Origin of the sequence: Parabacteroides vesiculifaciens, assembly GCF_049860805.1 — a bacterium.
Lineage (GTDB): Bacteria > Bacteroidota > Bacteroidia > Bacteroidales > Tannerellaceae > Parabacteroides.
In genome coordinates, this window is the sequence record NZ_CP187555.1 from 1,087,228 (window position 1) to 1,102,364 (window position 15,137).

The window sequence follows — 15,137 nt, forward strand, 5'->3', positions numbered from 1 at the left end:
TTATTCAAATAATAAAGCAATATACAAATGAAACAATTCATATTAACAATAGTATTCGTTTCTTCCGCAATAGCAGCCGGGGCACAAACATCCATCGAGGAAGTGCTCCGGAGCGTTGAGGCCAACAATAAGGAATTGCAGGCCAACCGACAGATGGTGACCGCACAAAAGCTGGAAGCCAGATTAGACAACAACCTTCCCGACCCGTCCGTCTCCTACACCCATCAGTATGGAAATAAGGAAGGAATGGGAATACAGGGCGAGCTGGTCGCTTCGCAATCTTTCGACTTCCCCTCCGTCTATATACAGAAGAACAAATTATCGAAGGCGAAAGGAGAGGGCTTCGACCGCCAGAGTGCGGAACTCCGCCAGCAGATTTTGTTGCAAGCCAAAGAAGTCTGCCTCGATCTGATCTTGCTGAACCAGCAGAAGCGTCTTTTGGATACCCGCCGGCAAAATGCCGAACAACTCTCCGCCCTCTACGAGACCCGTTTGCAGAATGGTGATGCCAATGTGCTCGAAGTAAATAAAATCAACCTCGAACTGCTCAATGCAAAGAATGAAGCCCGCATGAACGAAGCCGCCCGTGTAACCAAGCTGCATGAACTGGCGATGCTCAACGGCGGTATCGAAATGAACTTCACCGATACGGCCTACCTTCCGGTTGAAGAACCCCTATCTTTCGTCGACCTGAAGCAGGAAGCTATTCCAGCCAACCGCCAGTTGCTTTCTTTGCAGAGCGAAAAGGCGGCAGCACTACGCCAGTTGAGTGTCAGCAAATCTCTGAATCTGCCCGGCTTCGAGCTTGGCTACCGTCTGAATACGGCTGCCGGAGGCGAACGTTTCAACGGTTTCTTAGTAGGCGTCAGCATCCCGCTGTTCTCCAACCGCAACAACGTGAAACAGGCGAAAGCACAGAGCCTTTACACCGATTTACAATTGGAAAGCCAGACGACAACGGTGGAAAACGAATTGCTCCGGCTCTATAACCAGTCGCTTGCCCTCAAGACTTCTATCGACGAGTATAGCGAAGTGCTGAAAAGCCAGGACAACCTGTCGCTCCTGAACAAAGCGATCCAGGCAGGGCAAATCTCGATGATCGAATATTTTGTTGATGTCACCACACTCTATCAGAGCATGCAGAATCACATGCAACTGCAGAACGAATACCAGAAGGTGATGGCGCAACTGTATAAGTTCAAGCTATAGAAAAGAAGCGGGATTATATTCTACCTGAAAGTCCTCCTTTTACTTCCGGTTGTTTCCCGTAACTGAAACTCTTGTTTCATGCCTATGAAACTTTTGTTTCATTTGCGGGAAACTTATGTTTCAATGGCACGAAACTTTTCCTCCATCATAATATATTTTTTTCTTCCTTCATGCAAGGTTTTATACACCCCTGCATTTACTATATAAAAGCACTATAAGAATTGATGACAGAAACGGAGTTGACCGATAGATGCAAGACTGGAGACAATCTCGCCCGCAAAGAGCTGTACGAGCGCTTTGCGGAGAGGATGTTATGCTTGTGCTACCGCTATGCCGGTGACGAGGAGACGGCTCACGATCTTCTGCATGACGGTTTCCTGAAAGTCTACTCATCCATCTCTTCTTTTACTTATAGAGGCGAAGGAAGTCTTCGGGCTTGGCTGAGCCGTGTGTTTACCAATGTTTCATTGGAGTTTCTCCGCCACCGGGACCTGCTCCGTGACGGGATGTCGCTGGATGATGTTTCAGACCTGCCGGACGAGTCGGAGCCGGATGCAAGTGTGCTATCGATGGAGATCCTGATGAAGTTTGTAGCGGAACTGCCTCCCGGCTATCGTACCGTGTTCAACTTATATGTGTTTGAACACTGGAGCCATAAAGAGATTGCACACAGCCTGCATATCAATGAGGCATCGTCAGCATCCCAACTGAACCGTGCCCGCCGCCTGCTGGTAGCCCGCATCAAAGAAGAATTAAAGAAAATCGGATAAAGAGACATGAACGATAAGAATGACATACTGCAAATGCTTCGCAACCGGGAAGATGAATTCCATCTTCCTCTCCGGAAGGACGGCTGGAAAAAGCTGGAAGCAGAACTTCCGCCGCTCATGGCCGTAGAGGAAATGACTGGGGGGCGGACGAAACCAGCACGCCGCAAGTTATACGCTTGGGTAGCTGTGGCTGCTATTGCCCTGTTGTGTCTGATGATACCGGTTGTCGTTTCGCACGATGAAGAACCGGAGGAGGTAGCGGCGGTAGAATCTCCTGTTGTACCGTCGCCGGAAAAGAAAAAAGAGGTTACGCCGGTATTGCCGCAGGAGATGATTCCTGCAAAAAACGTACAAGTACGCTTTTTCCCTTATATCCAAATGCCCGATAGCCTGATGCCGGAACTTTATCGGGTGGAATTGCCGGAAATGGTTGTGATAGCCGGAAACGCAGCGGATAGTGTTGGCGAAACGGAACAGGCCACCCCGAAACACGGTGATTCCGGCCCGCAGCCGGACAGGCGGAATCACCTGCCTTATCGTCCCGTAGAGGAAAAGAAGAAGATATTTGATTTTAACCGCTTTGCTTTCGGCATCCACACCGGCAGCAATCAGGTAACGAATATGGGAGGAGGTTTCGAGCACCACGAAGAATGGGTCAGCCAACCGGATCATCCGGGGCCGGAAGAGAAACCGGAAAACCCGGATAAAAAACCAACGGAAGAGCTCCAGACAAAAGCCGCGACGGGCGGAGGCGGGGGAAGTTCGGAGAACTGGAATACAGACTATTATTATCGCCATCATATTCCGATTACCTTCGGTGTCTCGGCTCGTATGTCCATTACCCGACGGATTGCTTTGGAGACGGGCCTGTCATATACTTATTTGTATTCGGAAATCCTCGAAGAGAGGAAGACGTATGACGGTTCACAGAAGTTGCACTATGTGGGTGTTCCGCTAAAGCTGAGCTGGACGTTTTATAGCTGGAAGAATCTTTCGCTCTATGCCTCCGGCGGCGGGATGATCGAATATTGCGTGTCGGCAAAGAAAACGGGTGAGGATTTAAGGATTAACCGTTGGCAACCTTCCTGGAATGCAGCTGTCGGCATGCAGGCGGAACTTCGTAAACCGCTTTCGCTGTTCGTCGAACCGGGTGTGAGCTATTATTATAATATGAATCCGCAATATCGCAACAGCTTGATCCGTTTTGAAAGTATGCGGACCGTGCATCCGTTTACCTTCACCTTGCAAGTCGGAATCCGGTTCACTTACTAATGCCAAGGCTCATGCAGCGGCCTGTGATCATGGAGACCGCAGCATCTCCCGTCACGTTGATGGCAGCTTTTATTGATTTTTGAGAAAAATCCACATTACTTGCTTTTACGTAAGGGATTGTTTGAGTTATCTTTGTAAGTAGATATTAATTACATCAATAAATATGAAGAAAAGAAGTATATGGGCTTTGGCCTTTATCGCCGTGCTGACCTGCCTGAGCAGTCCTGCCCTTGCGGAGGGGTTTGACCCGGTAGAGTATGTTAATCCTTTAATGGGAACACAATCGTCTTATGAGTTATCGGCCGGTAATACCTATCCGGCTATTGCACGCCCTTGGGGTATGAATTTCTGGACACCGCAGACCGGTAAAATGGGTGACGGGTGGGCATATACCTATACCGCCAATAAGATACGCGGTTTTAAACAAACCCACCAGCCGAGTCCCTGGATTAACGACTACGGCCAGTTTTCGATTATGCCGGTTGTCGGTACCCCCGAATTCGATCAGGATAAACGGGCCAGCTGGTTCTCCCACAAGAGCGAGATCGCCAAACCGTATTACTATGAAGTCTATCTGGCCGAACATGACGTAAAGACCGAGCTGACGCCGACTGACCGTGCCGCCATGTTCCGTTTCACTTTCCCCGAAAACGATCATTCTTATGTCGTAGTGGATGCTTTTGACAAAGGTTCCTACATCAAGGTGGTCCCCGGGGAAAACAAGATTATCGGTTATACGACCAAGAATAGCGGCGGTGTGCCGGATAACTTCAAGAACTATTTCATCATCGAATTTGACAAGCCTTTCACCTACGAAGCTACTTTCGCCGATGCCGCTTTGAAAGAAGGCGCACGTGAACAGAAATCCGACCATGTAGGTGCCGTTATCGGCTTCAAGACTACAAAAGGCGAGATCGTACACGCTAAGGTCGCCTCTTCGTTTATCAGTTTCGACCAGGCTGCCCTCAATATGAAAGAATTGGGGAATGATAGTTTTGATACATTGGTACAAAAAGGCAAGGAGGTATGGAACAAAGAACTGGGCAAGATCGAAGTGGAAGGCGGTACTTTGGATCAATATCGGACATTCTATTCCTGTATGTACCGTTCGCTTCTGTTCCCCCGTAAGTTCTACGAAATAGATGCGGCAGGAAAAGTAGTGCATTATAGCCCGTATAACGGGGAAGTCCTGCCGGGCTATATGTTTACCGATACCGGTTTTTGGGATACGTTCCGTAGCCTGTTCCCGTTCCTTAACTTGATGTACCCGACGATGTCTAAGGAGATGCAGGAAGGCCTGATCAACACCTATAAGGAGAGCGGCTTCTTCCCGGAATGGGCGAGTCCCGGACATCGTGGTTGCATGGTAGGCAATAACTCTGCTTCCGTTCTGGTGGATGCTTATGTCAAAGGTATAAAGGTGGATGATCTCGAAACCCTGTATAAAGGTTTGATCCACGGGACGGAAAACGTTCATCCTACGGTATCATCTACCGGCCGCCTCGGACATGAATATTACAACAAGCTGGGCTATGTGCCTTATGATGTAAAAATTAACGAGAATGCCGCCCGTACCCTGGAATATGCCTATAACGACTGGTGTATTTACCAGATAGCAAAAGACCTGGGACGTCCAAAGAAGGAACTGGACCTGTATGCCAAACGTGCGATGAACTACAAAAACCTCTTTGATAAGGAAACCAAGCTGATGCGCGGCAAGAATAAAGACGGTAAGTTCATGGCTCCGTTCTCTCCGTTGAAATGGGGAGATGCTTTCACGGAAGGCAATAGCTGGCATTATACCTGGTCTGTTTTCCACGACCCGCAGGGATTGATCGATCTGATGGGCGGAAGAAAAGAGTTTATCACCATGCTGGACTCCGTATTTGCCGTACCGCCTGTATTCGACGATAGCTATTACGGACAGGTTATCCATGAGATCCGCGAAATGCAGATAATGAATATGGGAAACTATGCGCATGGCAACCAGCCGATCCAGCACATGATATACCTGTACAATTACGCAGGCGAGCCTTGGAAAGCCCAATACTGGCTACGTCAGGTGATGAACCGTATGTACACTCCGACACCGGACGGCTATTGCGGCGACGAAGATAACGGGCAGACTTCCGCCTGGTACGTCTTCTCCGCTCTCGGTTTCTATCCGGTTGCTCCCGGAACAACGCAATATGTATTGGGTGCTCCCTTGTTCAAGAAAGCTATCCTGCATTTCGAGAACGGGAAGAATCTGGTTATCAATGCGCCGGAGAATAGCGACAAGAATATCTATATCGAGTCGATGTCGTTCAACGGGAAAGAGTACACCAAAAACTACCTGGAGCATTTCGAACTCTTGAAAGGCGGTGTCTTGGATATCAAGATGGGAGACAAGCCGAACATGAACAGAGGCGTGAATCCGGAAGATTTCCCGTATTCATTTTCAGTAAATGAAAAACAAAAGAAATAAGTGATGGAGATACTAAAGAAAACAGGAAAAGTCTTATTGGGCGTTGCGATCGGAGCCGCCATAACGTTGGTTATAAGTAAGTATTACGGCAAACAATCGGTAGTGGGCAATCAGTCGAAAGAGCCGGTGGAATATGTCAACCCCTATATGGGAAACATCAGCCACCTGTTGGTCCCGACCTATCCGACCGTCCATCTGCCTAACAGTATGTTGCGCGTCTATCCCGAACGTGGGGATTTCACGGGAGACCAGTTGGGCGGATTGCCCGTTATCGTGACCAGCCACCGGGGAAGTTCAGCTTTCAACCTGAGCCCCTACCAGGGCGATGAGGCGGGATTGAAGCCGGTTATCAAGTATAGCTATGACCGCGAAAAAATCGTGCCATACCGCTACCAGGTATATCTGGACGATGCCAATATCGAGGTCGATTATGCTCCTTCCCACCAAAGCGCGGTTTATAGCATCACGTTCGAGAAAGACGGGCCGGCTTACCTCGTGTTCAATAGCCGTAACGGCGAGTTGAAATGCGATGGCAACATGGTCAGCGGTTTTCAATATGTGGATAAGAAAACGAAGGTCTATCTTTATGCCGAAACAGATATGACGCCGGAGAAATCCGGTGTCCTGACCGGCGGAATCGTAAAATATGGCGAGTCGTCCGTTGAAGGCAAAGATGCCGCTTTGGCATTGGCTTTCGGAGACCGGAAGAAGATTGGCATACGCTATGGAATCTCTTTTATCAGTACCGAACAAGCCCGGAAGAACCTGGAGCGTGAGATCAATTCCTATGATGTAAATGCGATTGCCCGGATCGGACGGAATGAATGGAACGACGCTTTAGGCAAGATCCAGGTAAGCGGAGGGAGTGAAAACGACAAAACCGTTTTCTATACATCCTTGTACCGTTGCTACGAACGTCCGGTAAACTTGAGCGAAGACGGCAAATATTATAGTGCTTTCGACGGAAAAGTACACGACGACGGAGGCCATTCGTTCTATACCGACGACTGGATCTGGGATACTTATCGTGCCACCCATCCGCTTCGTATCCTGATCGATAGAGAACGTGAAACGGATATTATCAATTCATATCTCCTGATGGCCCAACAGATGGGCACGAACTGGATGCCGACATTCCCCGAAGTGACCGGCGATTCCCGCCGCATGAACTCCAACCACGCCGTTGCTACCGTTATCGATGCTTGGCGGAAAGGCGTCCGCGGCTTCGACCTCGAAAAGGCGTATGAAGCGGCCCGCAAAGGGATAGAAGAGAAAACACTGATTCCTTGGTCGGCCGCCCCTTCCGGATGGTTAGATGAGTTTTATAAGGAACACGGCTATATCCCGGCCTTGAAACCGGGTGAGAAAGAAACGGTAGCTAACGTCTCCCCCTGGGAAAAACGCCAGCCGGTAGCCGTTACCTTAGGTACGGCCTATGACGAATGGTGCCTCTCGCAGATTGCATCCGAACTGGGCAAGAAAGAAGACGCCGAATATTTCCTGCGCCAGTCCTATAATTACCGGAACCTCTTTAATCCGGAAACCCGTTTCTTCCATCCGAAGGATAAGGACGGCAAATTTATCGAAGACGTCGATTACCGCTATTCCGGCGGCTTGGGGGCACGCGATTATTATGATGAGAACAACGGATATGTGTATCGTTGGGACGTACAACACAATATCGGCGACCTGGTTTCCCTGATCGGAGGCAACGAAGTCTTTACGGCCGCGCTCGACTCGATGTTCGATACGCCTCTCGGTATGTCCAAATGGCAGTTCTATTCATTCTTGCCCGACCATACCGGTAACGTCGGTATGTTTTCGATGGCTAATGAACCGAGTTTGCATATCCCCTACCTGTATAATTATGCCGGGCAGCCCTGGAAGACGCAGAAACGCATCCGTGTCTTGCTCGACCAGTGGTTCCGTAACGACCTGATGGGGGTTCCGGGCGATGAAGACGGTGGCGGTATGTCTGCCTTCGTGGTGTTTAGTATGATGGGCTTCTATCCGGTAACACCGGGATCCCCGACTTATAATATCGGTAGTCCGGTCTTTTCGGATGTGAAGATCGACCTCGGAGGCGGCAATGTGTTCGAGATCGTAGCCGAAGGCGCTTCACATGACAACAAATACGTGCAATCGGTCACGTTGAATGGCGAAAAACTCGACCAACCTTGGTTCGACCATAGCCGGATCACCGCCGGCGGCGTCCTCTCTCTGAAGATGGGGCCGAAAGCGAATAAGGAATGGGGAGTTGGAAACCCTCCGCCATCGGCCGGCCCGATGAAGGAATAAGAATTTGATCCCCGAACCGGGGTGTGAACGTCCCGCCGTCCAATCCCTGAACAGGGGCTGGATGGCGGGACGTTGCCATTGGAGCCAAGGTGCGAGGCCTGAACGGCCGGCTATTTGCCACTTGAACGAAAGTCCGAGTTGTGAACGGCCGGCCGTTTCCTTCCGAGCCGGATTTTGTTTTTTCCGGCGGCATGGACAATCGGCCGGGCAATGGTAGGCAAGGCGCGTTTGAAACCGTGGTTATGCAGACAGGGCTTTTCTCTTAAAGCGGTAGCGTGAACCAGAAAGTGGAGCCGGAACCTTTTACTGAATCGACGCCGATCGTACCGTTCAGGCTCTCGATAATCGTTTTGCTGATCGTCAGCCCTAAACCGGTTCCTTGCTTGAATTCGTTTATCTTAATGAAGCGTTCGAATATGCGCATCCGGTCTTTTTCGGAAATACCGATTCCCGTGTCCTGCACACTCACGCGCAAGTTCTTTCCTTCCTGTTTGTAGGAAATCGTAATGCTCCCCTTCTCCGTAAATTTAATTGCATTATTTACAAAGTTGGATACGACCTGCATGATACGCTGGGGATCGGTTTTCAGTCGTATGGAAGGTTGCTCTTTGTCGAATATCAGTTTTACGTCCGGCTTCATCTTGAGCAAATTGGCAAGGTAAACTTCTCCGCAGATTTCTTTGATATCCGTTTCGGTGATATGATAATTGAGCGTGCCTGATTCTATCTTGGAGAAATCCAGGATATCGTCTATCAGGTGGAGCAGCAAATCATTATTTTTATGGATAATCTCCAGATACTCTTTCCGCTCGTTTTCGTCCGGTGTCTCGGCTACGATATCGGAAAAACCGACAATTGCATTCAGGGGAGTACGGATCTCATGGCTCATGTTCGCCAGAAAAGCGGATTTCAGTTTGTCTGCTTCTTTTATGCGGATCAGTTCGTTTTCTCTTTCCCGTCTTTCTTCCGCTTTGTGGTAGTTTTCCGTATCGTCGAAAACAATATACAGATACCCGAATATCTTGTTTTGAAAGTCTTTTAAAGTAATGCCTTTTACTTGCAGGTGCTTCTCGTTGTCTTCGATAATGGTTGCATAATATCGGATGTCTTTGACGGAATGGAAATTATAGTTCAATGTGAAAGTGACATCTTCCCCGTTCCGAAGTTTGTGATTAACCCATTCCGGAATATTCGGGTTGCGAAACATATTGACGCCGACGGCGCTCTCGCGTGTCGTACCGAATATCTTCAAATCGGCATCGTTCAGGTCGAGCAATGTACCGTCGATATCATAGAGTTCGACCCCCAAAGAAAGCTTCTCGAAGATGATCCGGAATTTGGCTTCGCTTTTGAGCATCAGGTTTGCCGAATGTTCCATGATATGCTGGGCATGTTCCCGTTCGATCGCTATGGATACGATATCTGCCAATACCCGCAGGTTCTCGATATCGAGGGCGTTCCACTTAATATATTTTATGACAGAGTCCAGGCCGATAAATCCATACACTTTTCCCTCGCTCGAAACCGGAAGGACCAGGAGGGAGAGAATATCCTGGAGTTTCAGCAAGCGCTGTTCGGCCGCCGCAACCGCAGGCATTTTTGCCGTGTCGTAGATGATGATGTCTTTCCCGGCCTGAATCTGTTCTATCCACCAGGGAATATCATCTTTTGATAATTGCCTCAACAGGTCTTCCCGCATGGAAACAATACCGTCGGAAGTCACTTCATGAGTAAAATCGACAATGGAACTTTGTTCGTCAAAAATACCGATATACACACGCTCTACGTCAAAGAAATGCAGGATATGCAACAATGCTTTATCAATGACTGCTTCGTCGTTATTGCTGAGCAAAAGGGACAGGACATCTGATATTGTTTTACGTAAAACAATCATATTGACCATCATTTTGTTGGAACTGGCGGTGGAATCACTTTCTGACTGTTCCTTCTTTAGCCGTTCGATCTCAGATATCAGGTCTTCTTGTGAATAGTGTGCATATTTATCCATATGTAAAATATGTAAGGTGCAAAAAAATGTTTTGCAAATGTATGAAAAATAGTCGTATATTTGTGTACGTTATGGAAAAGAAAGAGTTTAAGATTAATGCTGATAATACAAGCTGGTATGTGTTGTACACCGCTCCCCGCGCGGAAAAGCAGGTGAGAGACCGGATCGACGCACTCGGAATCGAGTGTTGGCTTCCGCTTCATCGTACGCCCCGGGTTTGGTCTGACCGTGTCAAGATAGTGGAACTTCCTTTGTTTAACTCTTATTTGTTTGTGCGGTGTACCGACCCGGTGTTAAGAGACTTGGTCCGGGTGTATGGCGTGGCCCGTATCGTCTATTATAACGATAAACCGGCTGTTGTCCGCCAGAAAGAGATCGATGCCATCCAGGAATTTCTCGAACAGGCGTCCGAGCATGCTTTATGCCCTGGCGAAGAAGTTGAAATCCTTTGCGGAGCCATGAAGCATGTTTCCGGTAAGGTGAAAAGGATCAAAAAGAATCACCTGGTTCTTTACCTCGAGCAATTGGGCGCCACCGTCTGTGTAAAACTGGACGATGTTGCCCGGGTGGATCGTTTAAAGTAGTTGCCGGTAGATATACTCCATATCGACATGTCCCCTGACCAAAGCTGCCAACTTGTCGTATTGTTCTTCTTTGAATGCGGCATAGTCGAAAGGGGCGTTTTCCGTTTCTTTATTAAATCCTTCTGCAAGGTTGTCCAAGACTTCGGGATTGTCCAGTATTCCGTGCATATAGCTTCCCCAGCACGTGTTATCCAGATAATAGCCGTCCGTCCGCCCGTCGCCGAGCTTGGCGACCGGACTTTCGGGAGCGTTACCAAGCAGCGTCGTCCGTCCCATGTGTATCTCGTAGCCTCGGCAGGGCGTCCCTGCATCCGCAGGCAGGAAGGCGAAGGTGCTTTGCCGGGTTACTTTTTCCGGTTCGATAATCGTGCATTGCGGCAGCAACCCCAACCCGGGGACGGCGGGCAGGTTCCCCTCGATACCGTCCGGGTCTTCCAGGCGCGCGCCCATCATCTGATAGCCTCCGCAGATGCCGATGACCTTTTTCCCGTTTTTGTGGGCGCGGATGATCGCTTCGGCTATACCGCCTGCCCGCAGGCTTTGCAGGTCCGATAGCGTATTCTTGGAGCCGGGGAGCAGGATGATGTCCGCTTTCTCTATCTCGTTGATATTATTAGTATAGTAAGCATTGAAGCGCGGGTCCATATCCAGCACGTCGAAATCGGTGAAATTGGACATCCGTTTCAGCAGGATGATCGCCACGTTGATCTTTCCGTCCCGGTATGTATTATGCTTCATATCGAGGGCGACCGAATCTTCTTCTTCGATCTTGATGTCGCGGAACCAGGGGATCACGCCGACTACCGGTACACCGGTCAGGTCCTCGATAATCTTTCTCCCGTCGTCAAAAAGGGAGGCGTCTCCCCGGAATTTATTGATAATAATCCCTTTCATCAAAGCCCGTTCTTCCGGCTTCAGGAGGGAGATTGTTCCGTAAACAGATCCGAAGACGCCGCCCCGGTCTATGTCGGCCACTAAAAATGTAGCCGCTCCCGCCTCCCCGGCCATCCGCATATTGGTGATGTCGCGGTCGCGTAAGTTCAGTTCGGAAATGCTACCGGCTCCTTCCAGTACGATCGGGCTATAGCGGCTTTCCAAGCGGTGGAAGGCTTCTATCGCTTCTTTGAACAACTCCTCTTTCCTGTTCTGCATGCCGAAATAGTCCTTGGCCGACATATTTCCGACCGGCCGGCCGTTGAGTACGACTTGCGAACTTTTATCGTTTGTCGGTTTCAGCAACACCGGGTTCATATCCGTATGCGGAGCGATCCCGCAGGCTTCGGCCTGCACTACCTGGGCACGTCCCATTTCGCCGCCCTCCGGAGTCGAGTAGGAGTTGAGCGACATATTCTGTGCCTTGAACGGTGCCGGATGATATCCGTCTTGTTTGAATATACGGCAGAATGCCGCATTGATAACGCTCTTGCCCGCATCAGAACAGGTTCCGACAAACATGATCGGTTTAAGGTGCTGTTTCATTTCTGTAAATAGTCTTTTGCAATTAGGGTTGCAAAGCTAATTAAATCGATTGACAATTGACAATTGAGAATTGACAATTATTCGGACGAATGCCGTATTTGCTCTTTAGGTGACCATGAGTTGCGGAATGATAAGTTTCAAATTTTAGGAAAATTGCCTTTCTCCAAAATAGGGGGGGCTTATTGTCAAAAACATCATAAAACAGTCTTGAGACGAGATCAGAGAAGGTCTTTGCTAACTTGTTTTTGAATTAAACAGAGGGTCTGAAAGTGGTTTCTCTCCGTGAGGTAGGCAAGAATTTCTCATGACGACCGTCTTCGTTGCCACGAACCCGGACTTCATCCTATATGAGGACGGTCGTCATGGCGATGAAGACGGTCGTCGTGGAGAAAAACTGCGCAACTCGTGGAAATAAGGTACCGGATCACCGGATATTTCCCCCGTATACAGGCCATTTTCCCGTACCGTTCCTCTTCTCTCTCTAAATAATCGATTCTCCGGGAGTTGGGCTTTTAAGAAATGTAAGGAAAAAGAGTATAAAGGTAGCAAATATCCAGCTATTTTAGCGGGGTAGGCAGACTGTTCTCTTATGTGTCACGAAAAACTTCATTTTGGTGGATAAAAGACAAATGAGATCAGGCCGATTTTTATCCTGAAATAGAAAAAATGGGGGTTATTGTCAATATTGTGTTGTATGTAAGTATATTGGAGTTTGACCATTAGATAGTACGGGTTAATCGTGTGTTTTGGTTTCTGGGTACCCAGAAACCAAAACACACGAATGTGAGGAAAGGCATTCCTTTATTTTTCTTTAATGAGGTCTTTTATATTTCCAATGGCAAAGATTAAGCATTACCGGATTAAGCGGATAACATTGTTTCCACTGACGAACCTTTGTAAAGCCTATTTCAGTATAAGATATTATTCACCTCCATCCTCATAATGTAATCATTCATATAGTATCCGTTTCCGATATGGAAATCACGAGTTGCATGTTCATGGAATCCCATGTGCTTGTAGAAACCTACTGCCGGGTTGTAGCGGTTTACGTTCAGTTCGATTGCGAAAGGACCCGGATGGATTGTTTTCAGGTAAGCAACTCCCTGTTCGATTATGAAACGGCCGATTCCCGAACCGTGCAAGGATGGCAAAGAATATATTTTTTGAAATTCATATAAATCTTTTTCTACGGTTTCGATGGACAGATAGCCGGAAGGATCGCCGTTTGCATAAATAATAAAGAATTGGTGATGAAGCTCGTTCATCTGTTTTAGTAAATTTTCATGACTGTACATCATGTCAAACATATAATCCAGTTGTTCACGGGAAAGGATGGAACTATAAGTCGGTTCCCAGATTTTAGATGCCAGATTTTGGATCAATTGGCAGTCATCAACGGTTGCTTTTGTAATAGAGAACATATTTTCTTACTTTTAGACTAACAAAAGTAAAAAAAATAAGGATATATTCGCAACAATTATTTTTTAAGATTGATTTTATGTATAGATGAATGTTAATTCAAAGAAAAGAATAACTTTGTAGGCGTTTTATACCTACTGTGGGGAACAATTTAAAAAAATATATAGAAATGGATACTAAGATTCAGGAACTGACCGACAAGATCTACAAAGAAGGAGTAGAGAAAGGTAACGAAGAAGCAGGGCGAATCATTGCCGATGCAAATGCTCAGAAACAGGCTATTTTGACTGAAGCAGAAGCGGAAGCAAAGCGTATTGTGGCTCAGGCTGAAAAGCAGGCCGCCGAGTTGAAAAAGAATACGGAAGCCGAGTTGAAGCTGTTTGCCACCCAATCTGTAGAAGCGCTGAAGAGCGAAGTGGTAAATCTTATTACCGGAAAAATCACCTCTTCCAATGTGAAAGCGATCGTTTCTGATACTGCATTTATGCAAAAAGTGATTCTGGAAATGGCAAAGGAATGGGTGGTGAAGGATGCGATTACGATCCAAACGGCCGATGCCGATGCTCTTACCAAATATTTCGAAGCCAATGCTAAGAGCCTTTTGGATGGTGGTGTGAAGATAGAGAAAGTAAGTGGCCATGATGCCTCTTTCACGATCGTTCCGTCTGACGGCTCGTATAAAGTAAGTTTTGGTGAAGACGAGTTTGTTGCCTTCTTCAAAGAATTCCTTCGTCCCGGGTTGGTAGAAATGCTGTTCTGATATGGGTAAGTATTATTGCTTAATCGCAGGACTCCCCAACATCGCGCTCGACGATAGTAAGTTGACCTGGTCCGTCTCTGAATTCAGGCAGGAACTGGACGGCATACTGACGAAGGCCGATAAGAAGCTGATCGATCTGTTCTTCCTCAAGTTCGATAATAAGAACCTGATCGCTCATGCCAAACAGCCGGATCGTGATCCGGACCCGCGGGGATGTATAACGTATGATGAATTCAACGCTTTGTACAAAGCATTGAAGGAAGAAGAAAAGCCACCCAAGAATGACCGGATGCCTCCTTATTTCAAGGAGTTTTTTAAGCTTTATCTCGAAAGCGAAGGAAAAGAAAACAAACAGGAAATTCCGTGGGAAGACCGCCTGGCAGCCCTCTACTATGCGTATGCCATGAAAAATTCGAATAAGTTCGTCCGCGATTGGTTCTGCTTGAACCTGAATATCAACAATATGCTGACGGCTATCACTTGCCGTAAACATGGCCTCGATAAAGCCGGATATATCGTTGGGGATAATGAAGTGGCCCAGGCGCTCCGTACATCCAACGCACGCGATTTCGGGTTGGGAGATACGGTGGATTATTTGCCCGACCTGCAACGTATTGCTGAAGAAAACGATCTCATGGTACGCGAGAAGAAGGTGGATTTGTTGAAATGGCAATGGCTTGAAGAGCATACATTTTTTAAACCATTCGACATAGAGAGTGTATTTGCCTATCTGCTGAAGCTGGAAATGATCGAGCGCTGGGTAACGCTTGATAAAGTGACCGGCGAAAAGACTTTCCGTGAGATCGTCGGAGCGATGAAGAAAGGCAGCGAGAATGCCCTGGAAGAATTTAAAAGAAACAATGATAAATAA

At 47.8% G+C, this 15,137-nt stretch carries 11 protein-coding genes; 8 read left to right on the plus strand and 3 right to left on the minus strand.

Translation table 11 applies throughout. The features are described 5' to 3' along the window. Window positions 1–27: 27 nt before the first annotated feature. The 5 genes from ACPYIV_RS04285 to ACPYIV_RS04305 all read left to right on the plus strand — a co-directional run bounded on the left by ACPYIV_RS04285 (window position 28) and on the right by ACPYIV_RS04305 (window position 8,016). Window positions 28–1,209 carry a TolC family protein gene (locus ACPYIV_RS04285; RefSeq protein WP_425885717.1) on the plus strand — a complete coding sequence of 394 codons (1,182 nt, stop codon included), beginning with the start codon at window positions 28–30 and terminating at the stop codon, window positions 1,207–1,209. 224 nt (window positions 1,210–1,433) lie between these two features. Beyond that, window positions 1,434–1,979 (plus strand): RNA polymerase sigma factor, encoded by a 546-nt coding sequence (locus ACPYIV_RS04290; RefSeq protein ID WP_293732563.1) that lies wholly within the window; start codon window positions 1,434–1,436, stop codon window positions 1,977–1,979. A gap of 6 nt (window positions 1,980–1,985) precedes the next feature. Next, entirely contained in the window at window positions 1,986–3,251 is a 1,266-nt protein-coding gene (locus tag ACPYIV_RS04295; RefSeq protein ID WP_425885719.1) for an outer membrane beta-barrel protein, read from the plus strand. Between the two features lie 163 nt (window positions 3,252–3,414). Next, the gene (locus tag ACPYIV_RS04300) at window positions 3,415–5,718 is read left to right on the plus strand and encodes a GH92 family glycosyl hydrolase (protein WP_425885721.1); all 2,304 of its coding nucleotides are present in this window, start codon (window positions 3,415–3,417) and stop codon (window positions 5,716–5,718) included. A 3-nt stretch (window positions 5,719–5,721) separates the two neighbouring features. Then, the gene (locus tag ACPYIV_RS04305; RefSeq protein ID WP_425885723.1) at window positions 5,722–8,016 is read left to right on the plus strand and encodes a GH92 family glycosyl hydrolase; all 2,295 of its coding nucleotides are present in this window, start codon (window positions 5,722–5,724) and stop codon (window positions 8,014–8,016) included. A gap of 262 nt (window positions 8,017–8,278) precedes the next feature. On the opposite strand, the gene ACPYIV_RS04310 is transcribed toward ACPYIV_RS04305, so the two are convergent. Further along, complete coding sequence (locus ACPYIV_RS04310; protein ID WP_293732556.1) at window positions 8,279–10,024, minus strand: GAF domain-containing sensor histidine kinase; 1,746 nt, start codon at window positions 10,022–10,024, stop codon at window positions 8,279–8,281. 41 nt (window positions 10,025–10,065) lie between these two features. On the opposite strand from ACPYIV_RS04310, the gene ACPYIV_RS04315 reads away from it, so the two are divergent. Then, entirely contained in the window at window positions 10,066–10,608 is a 543-nt protein-coding gene (locus tag ACPYIV_RS04315; RefSeq protein ID WP_301842504.1) for a UpxY family transcription antiterminator, read from the plus strand. Here ACPYIV_RS04315 and ACPYIV_RS04320 read toward each other — a convergent pair. Next, window positions 10,600–12,087 carry a cobyric acid synthase gene (locus ACPYIV_RS04320; protein ID WP_425885726.1) on the minus strand — a complete coding sequence of 496 codons (1,488 nt, stop codon included), beginning with the start codon at window positions 12,085–12,087 and terminating at the stop codon, window positions 10,600–10,602. The genes ACPYIV_RS04315 and ACPYIV_RS04320 overlap by 9 nt on opposite strands. Before the next feature lie 908 nt (window positions 12,088–12,995). After that, complete coding sequence (locus tag ACPYIV_RS04325; protein WP_425885728.1) at window positions 12,996–13,508, minus strand: GNAT family N-acetyltransferase; 513 nt, start codon at window positions 13,506–13,508, stop codon at window positions 12,996–12,998. 167 nt (window positions 13,509–13,675) lie between these two features. Between ACPYIV_RS04325 and ACPYIV_RS04330 the strand changes: the two genes are divergently transcribed. Next, window positions 13,676–14,266 carry a hypothetical protein gene (locus tag ACPYIV_RS04330; RefSeq protein WP_293732560.1) on the plus strand — a complete coding sequence of 197 codons (591 nt, stop codon included), beginning with the start codon at window positions 13,676–13,678 and terminating at the stop codon, window positions 14,264–14,266. A gap of 1 nt (window position 14,267) precedes the next feature. Continuing rightward, window positions 14,268–15,137, plus strand: a complete 870-nt coding sequence (locus ACPYIV_RS04335; RefSeq protein WP_293732561.1) for a DUF2764 domain-containing protein — start codon at window positions 14,268–14,270, stop codon at window positions 15,135–15,137.

Bases quoted from the DNA above. Each gene is read 5' to 3' on its own strand.
- ACPYIV_RS04285 (WP_425885717.1), top strand. From the start codon at position 28: ATGAAACAATTCATATTAACAATAGTATTCGTTTCTTCCGCAATAGCA.
- ACPYIV_RS04290 (WP_293732563.1), top strand. From the start codon at position 1,434: ATGACAGAAACGGAGTTGACCGATAGATGCAAGACTGGAGACAATCTC.
- ACPYIV_RS04295 (WP_425885719.1), top strand. From the start codon at position 1,986: ATGAACGATAAGAATGACATACTGCAAATGCTTCGCAACCGGGAAGAT.
- ACPYIV_RS04300 (WP_425885721.1), top strand. From the start codon at position 3,415: ATGAAGAAAAGAAGTATATGGGCTTTGGCCTTTATCGCCGTGCTGACC.
- ACPYIV_RS04305 (WP_425885723.1), top strand. From the start codon at position 5,722: ATGGAGATACTAAAGAAAACAGGAAAAGTCTTATTGGGCGTTGCGATC.
- ACPYIV_RS04310 (WP_293732556.1), bottom strand. From the start codon at position 10,024: ATGGATAAATATGCACACTATTCACAAGAAGACCTGATATCTGAGATC.
- ACPYIV_RS04315 (WP_301842504.1), top strand. From the start codon at position 10,066: ATGAAAAATAGTCGTATATTTGTGTACGTTATGGAAAAGAAAGAGTTT.
- ACPYIV_RS04320 (WP_425885726.1), bottom strand. From the start codon at position 12,087: ATGAAACAGCACCTTAAACCGATCATGTTTGTCGGAACCTGTTCTGAT.
- ACPYIV_RS04325 (WP_425885728.1), bottom strand. From the start codon at position 13,508: ATGTTCTCTATTACAAAAGCAACCGTTGATGACTGCCAATTGATCCAA.
- ACPYIV_RS04330 (WP_293732560.1), top strand. From the start codon at position 13,676: ATGGATACTAAGATTCAGGAACTGACCGACAAGATCTACAAAGAAGGA.
- ACPYIV_RS04335 (WP_293732561.1), top strand. From the start codon at position 14,268: ATGGGTAAGTATTATTGCTTAATCGCAGGACTCCCCAACATCGCGCTC.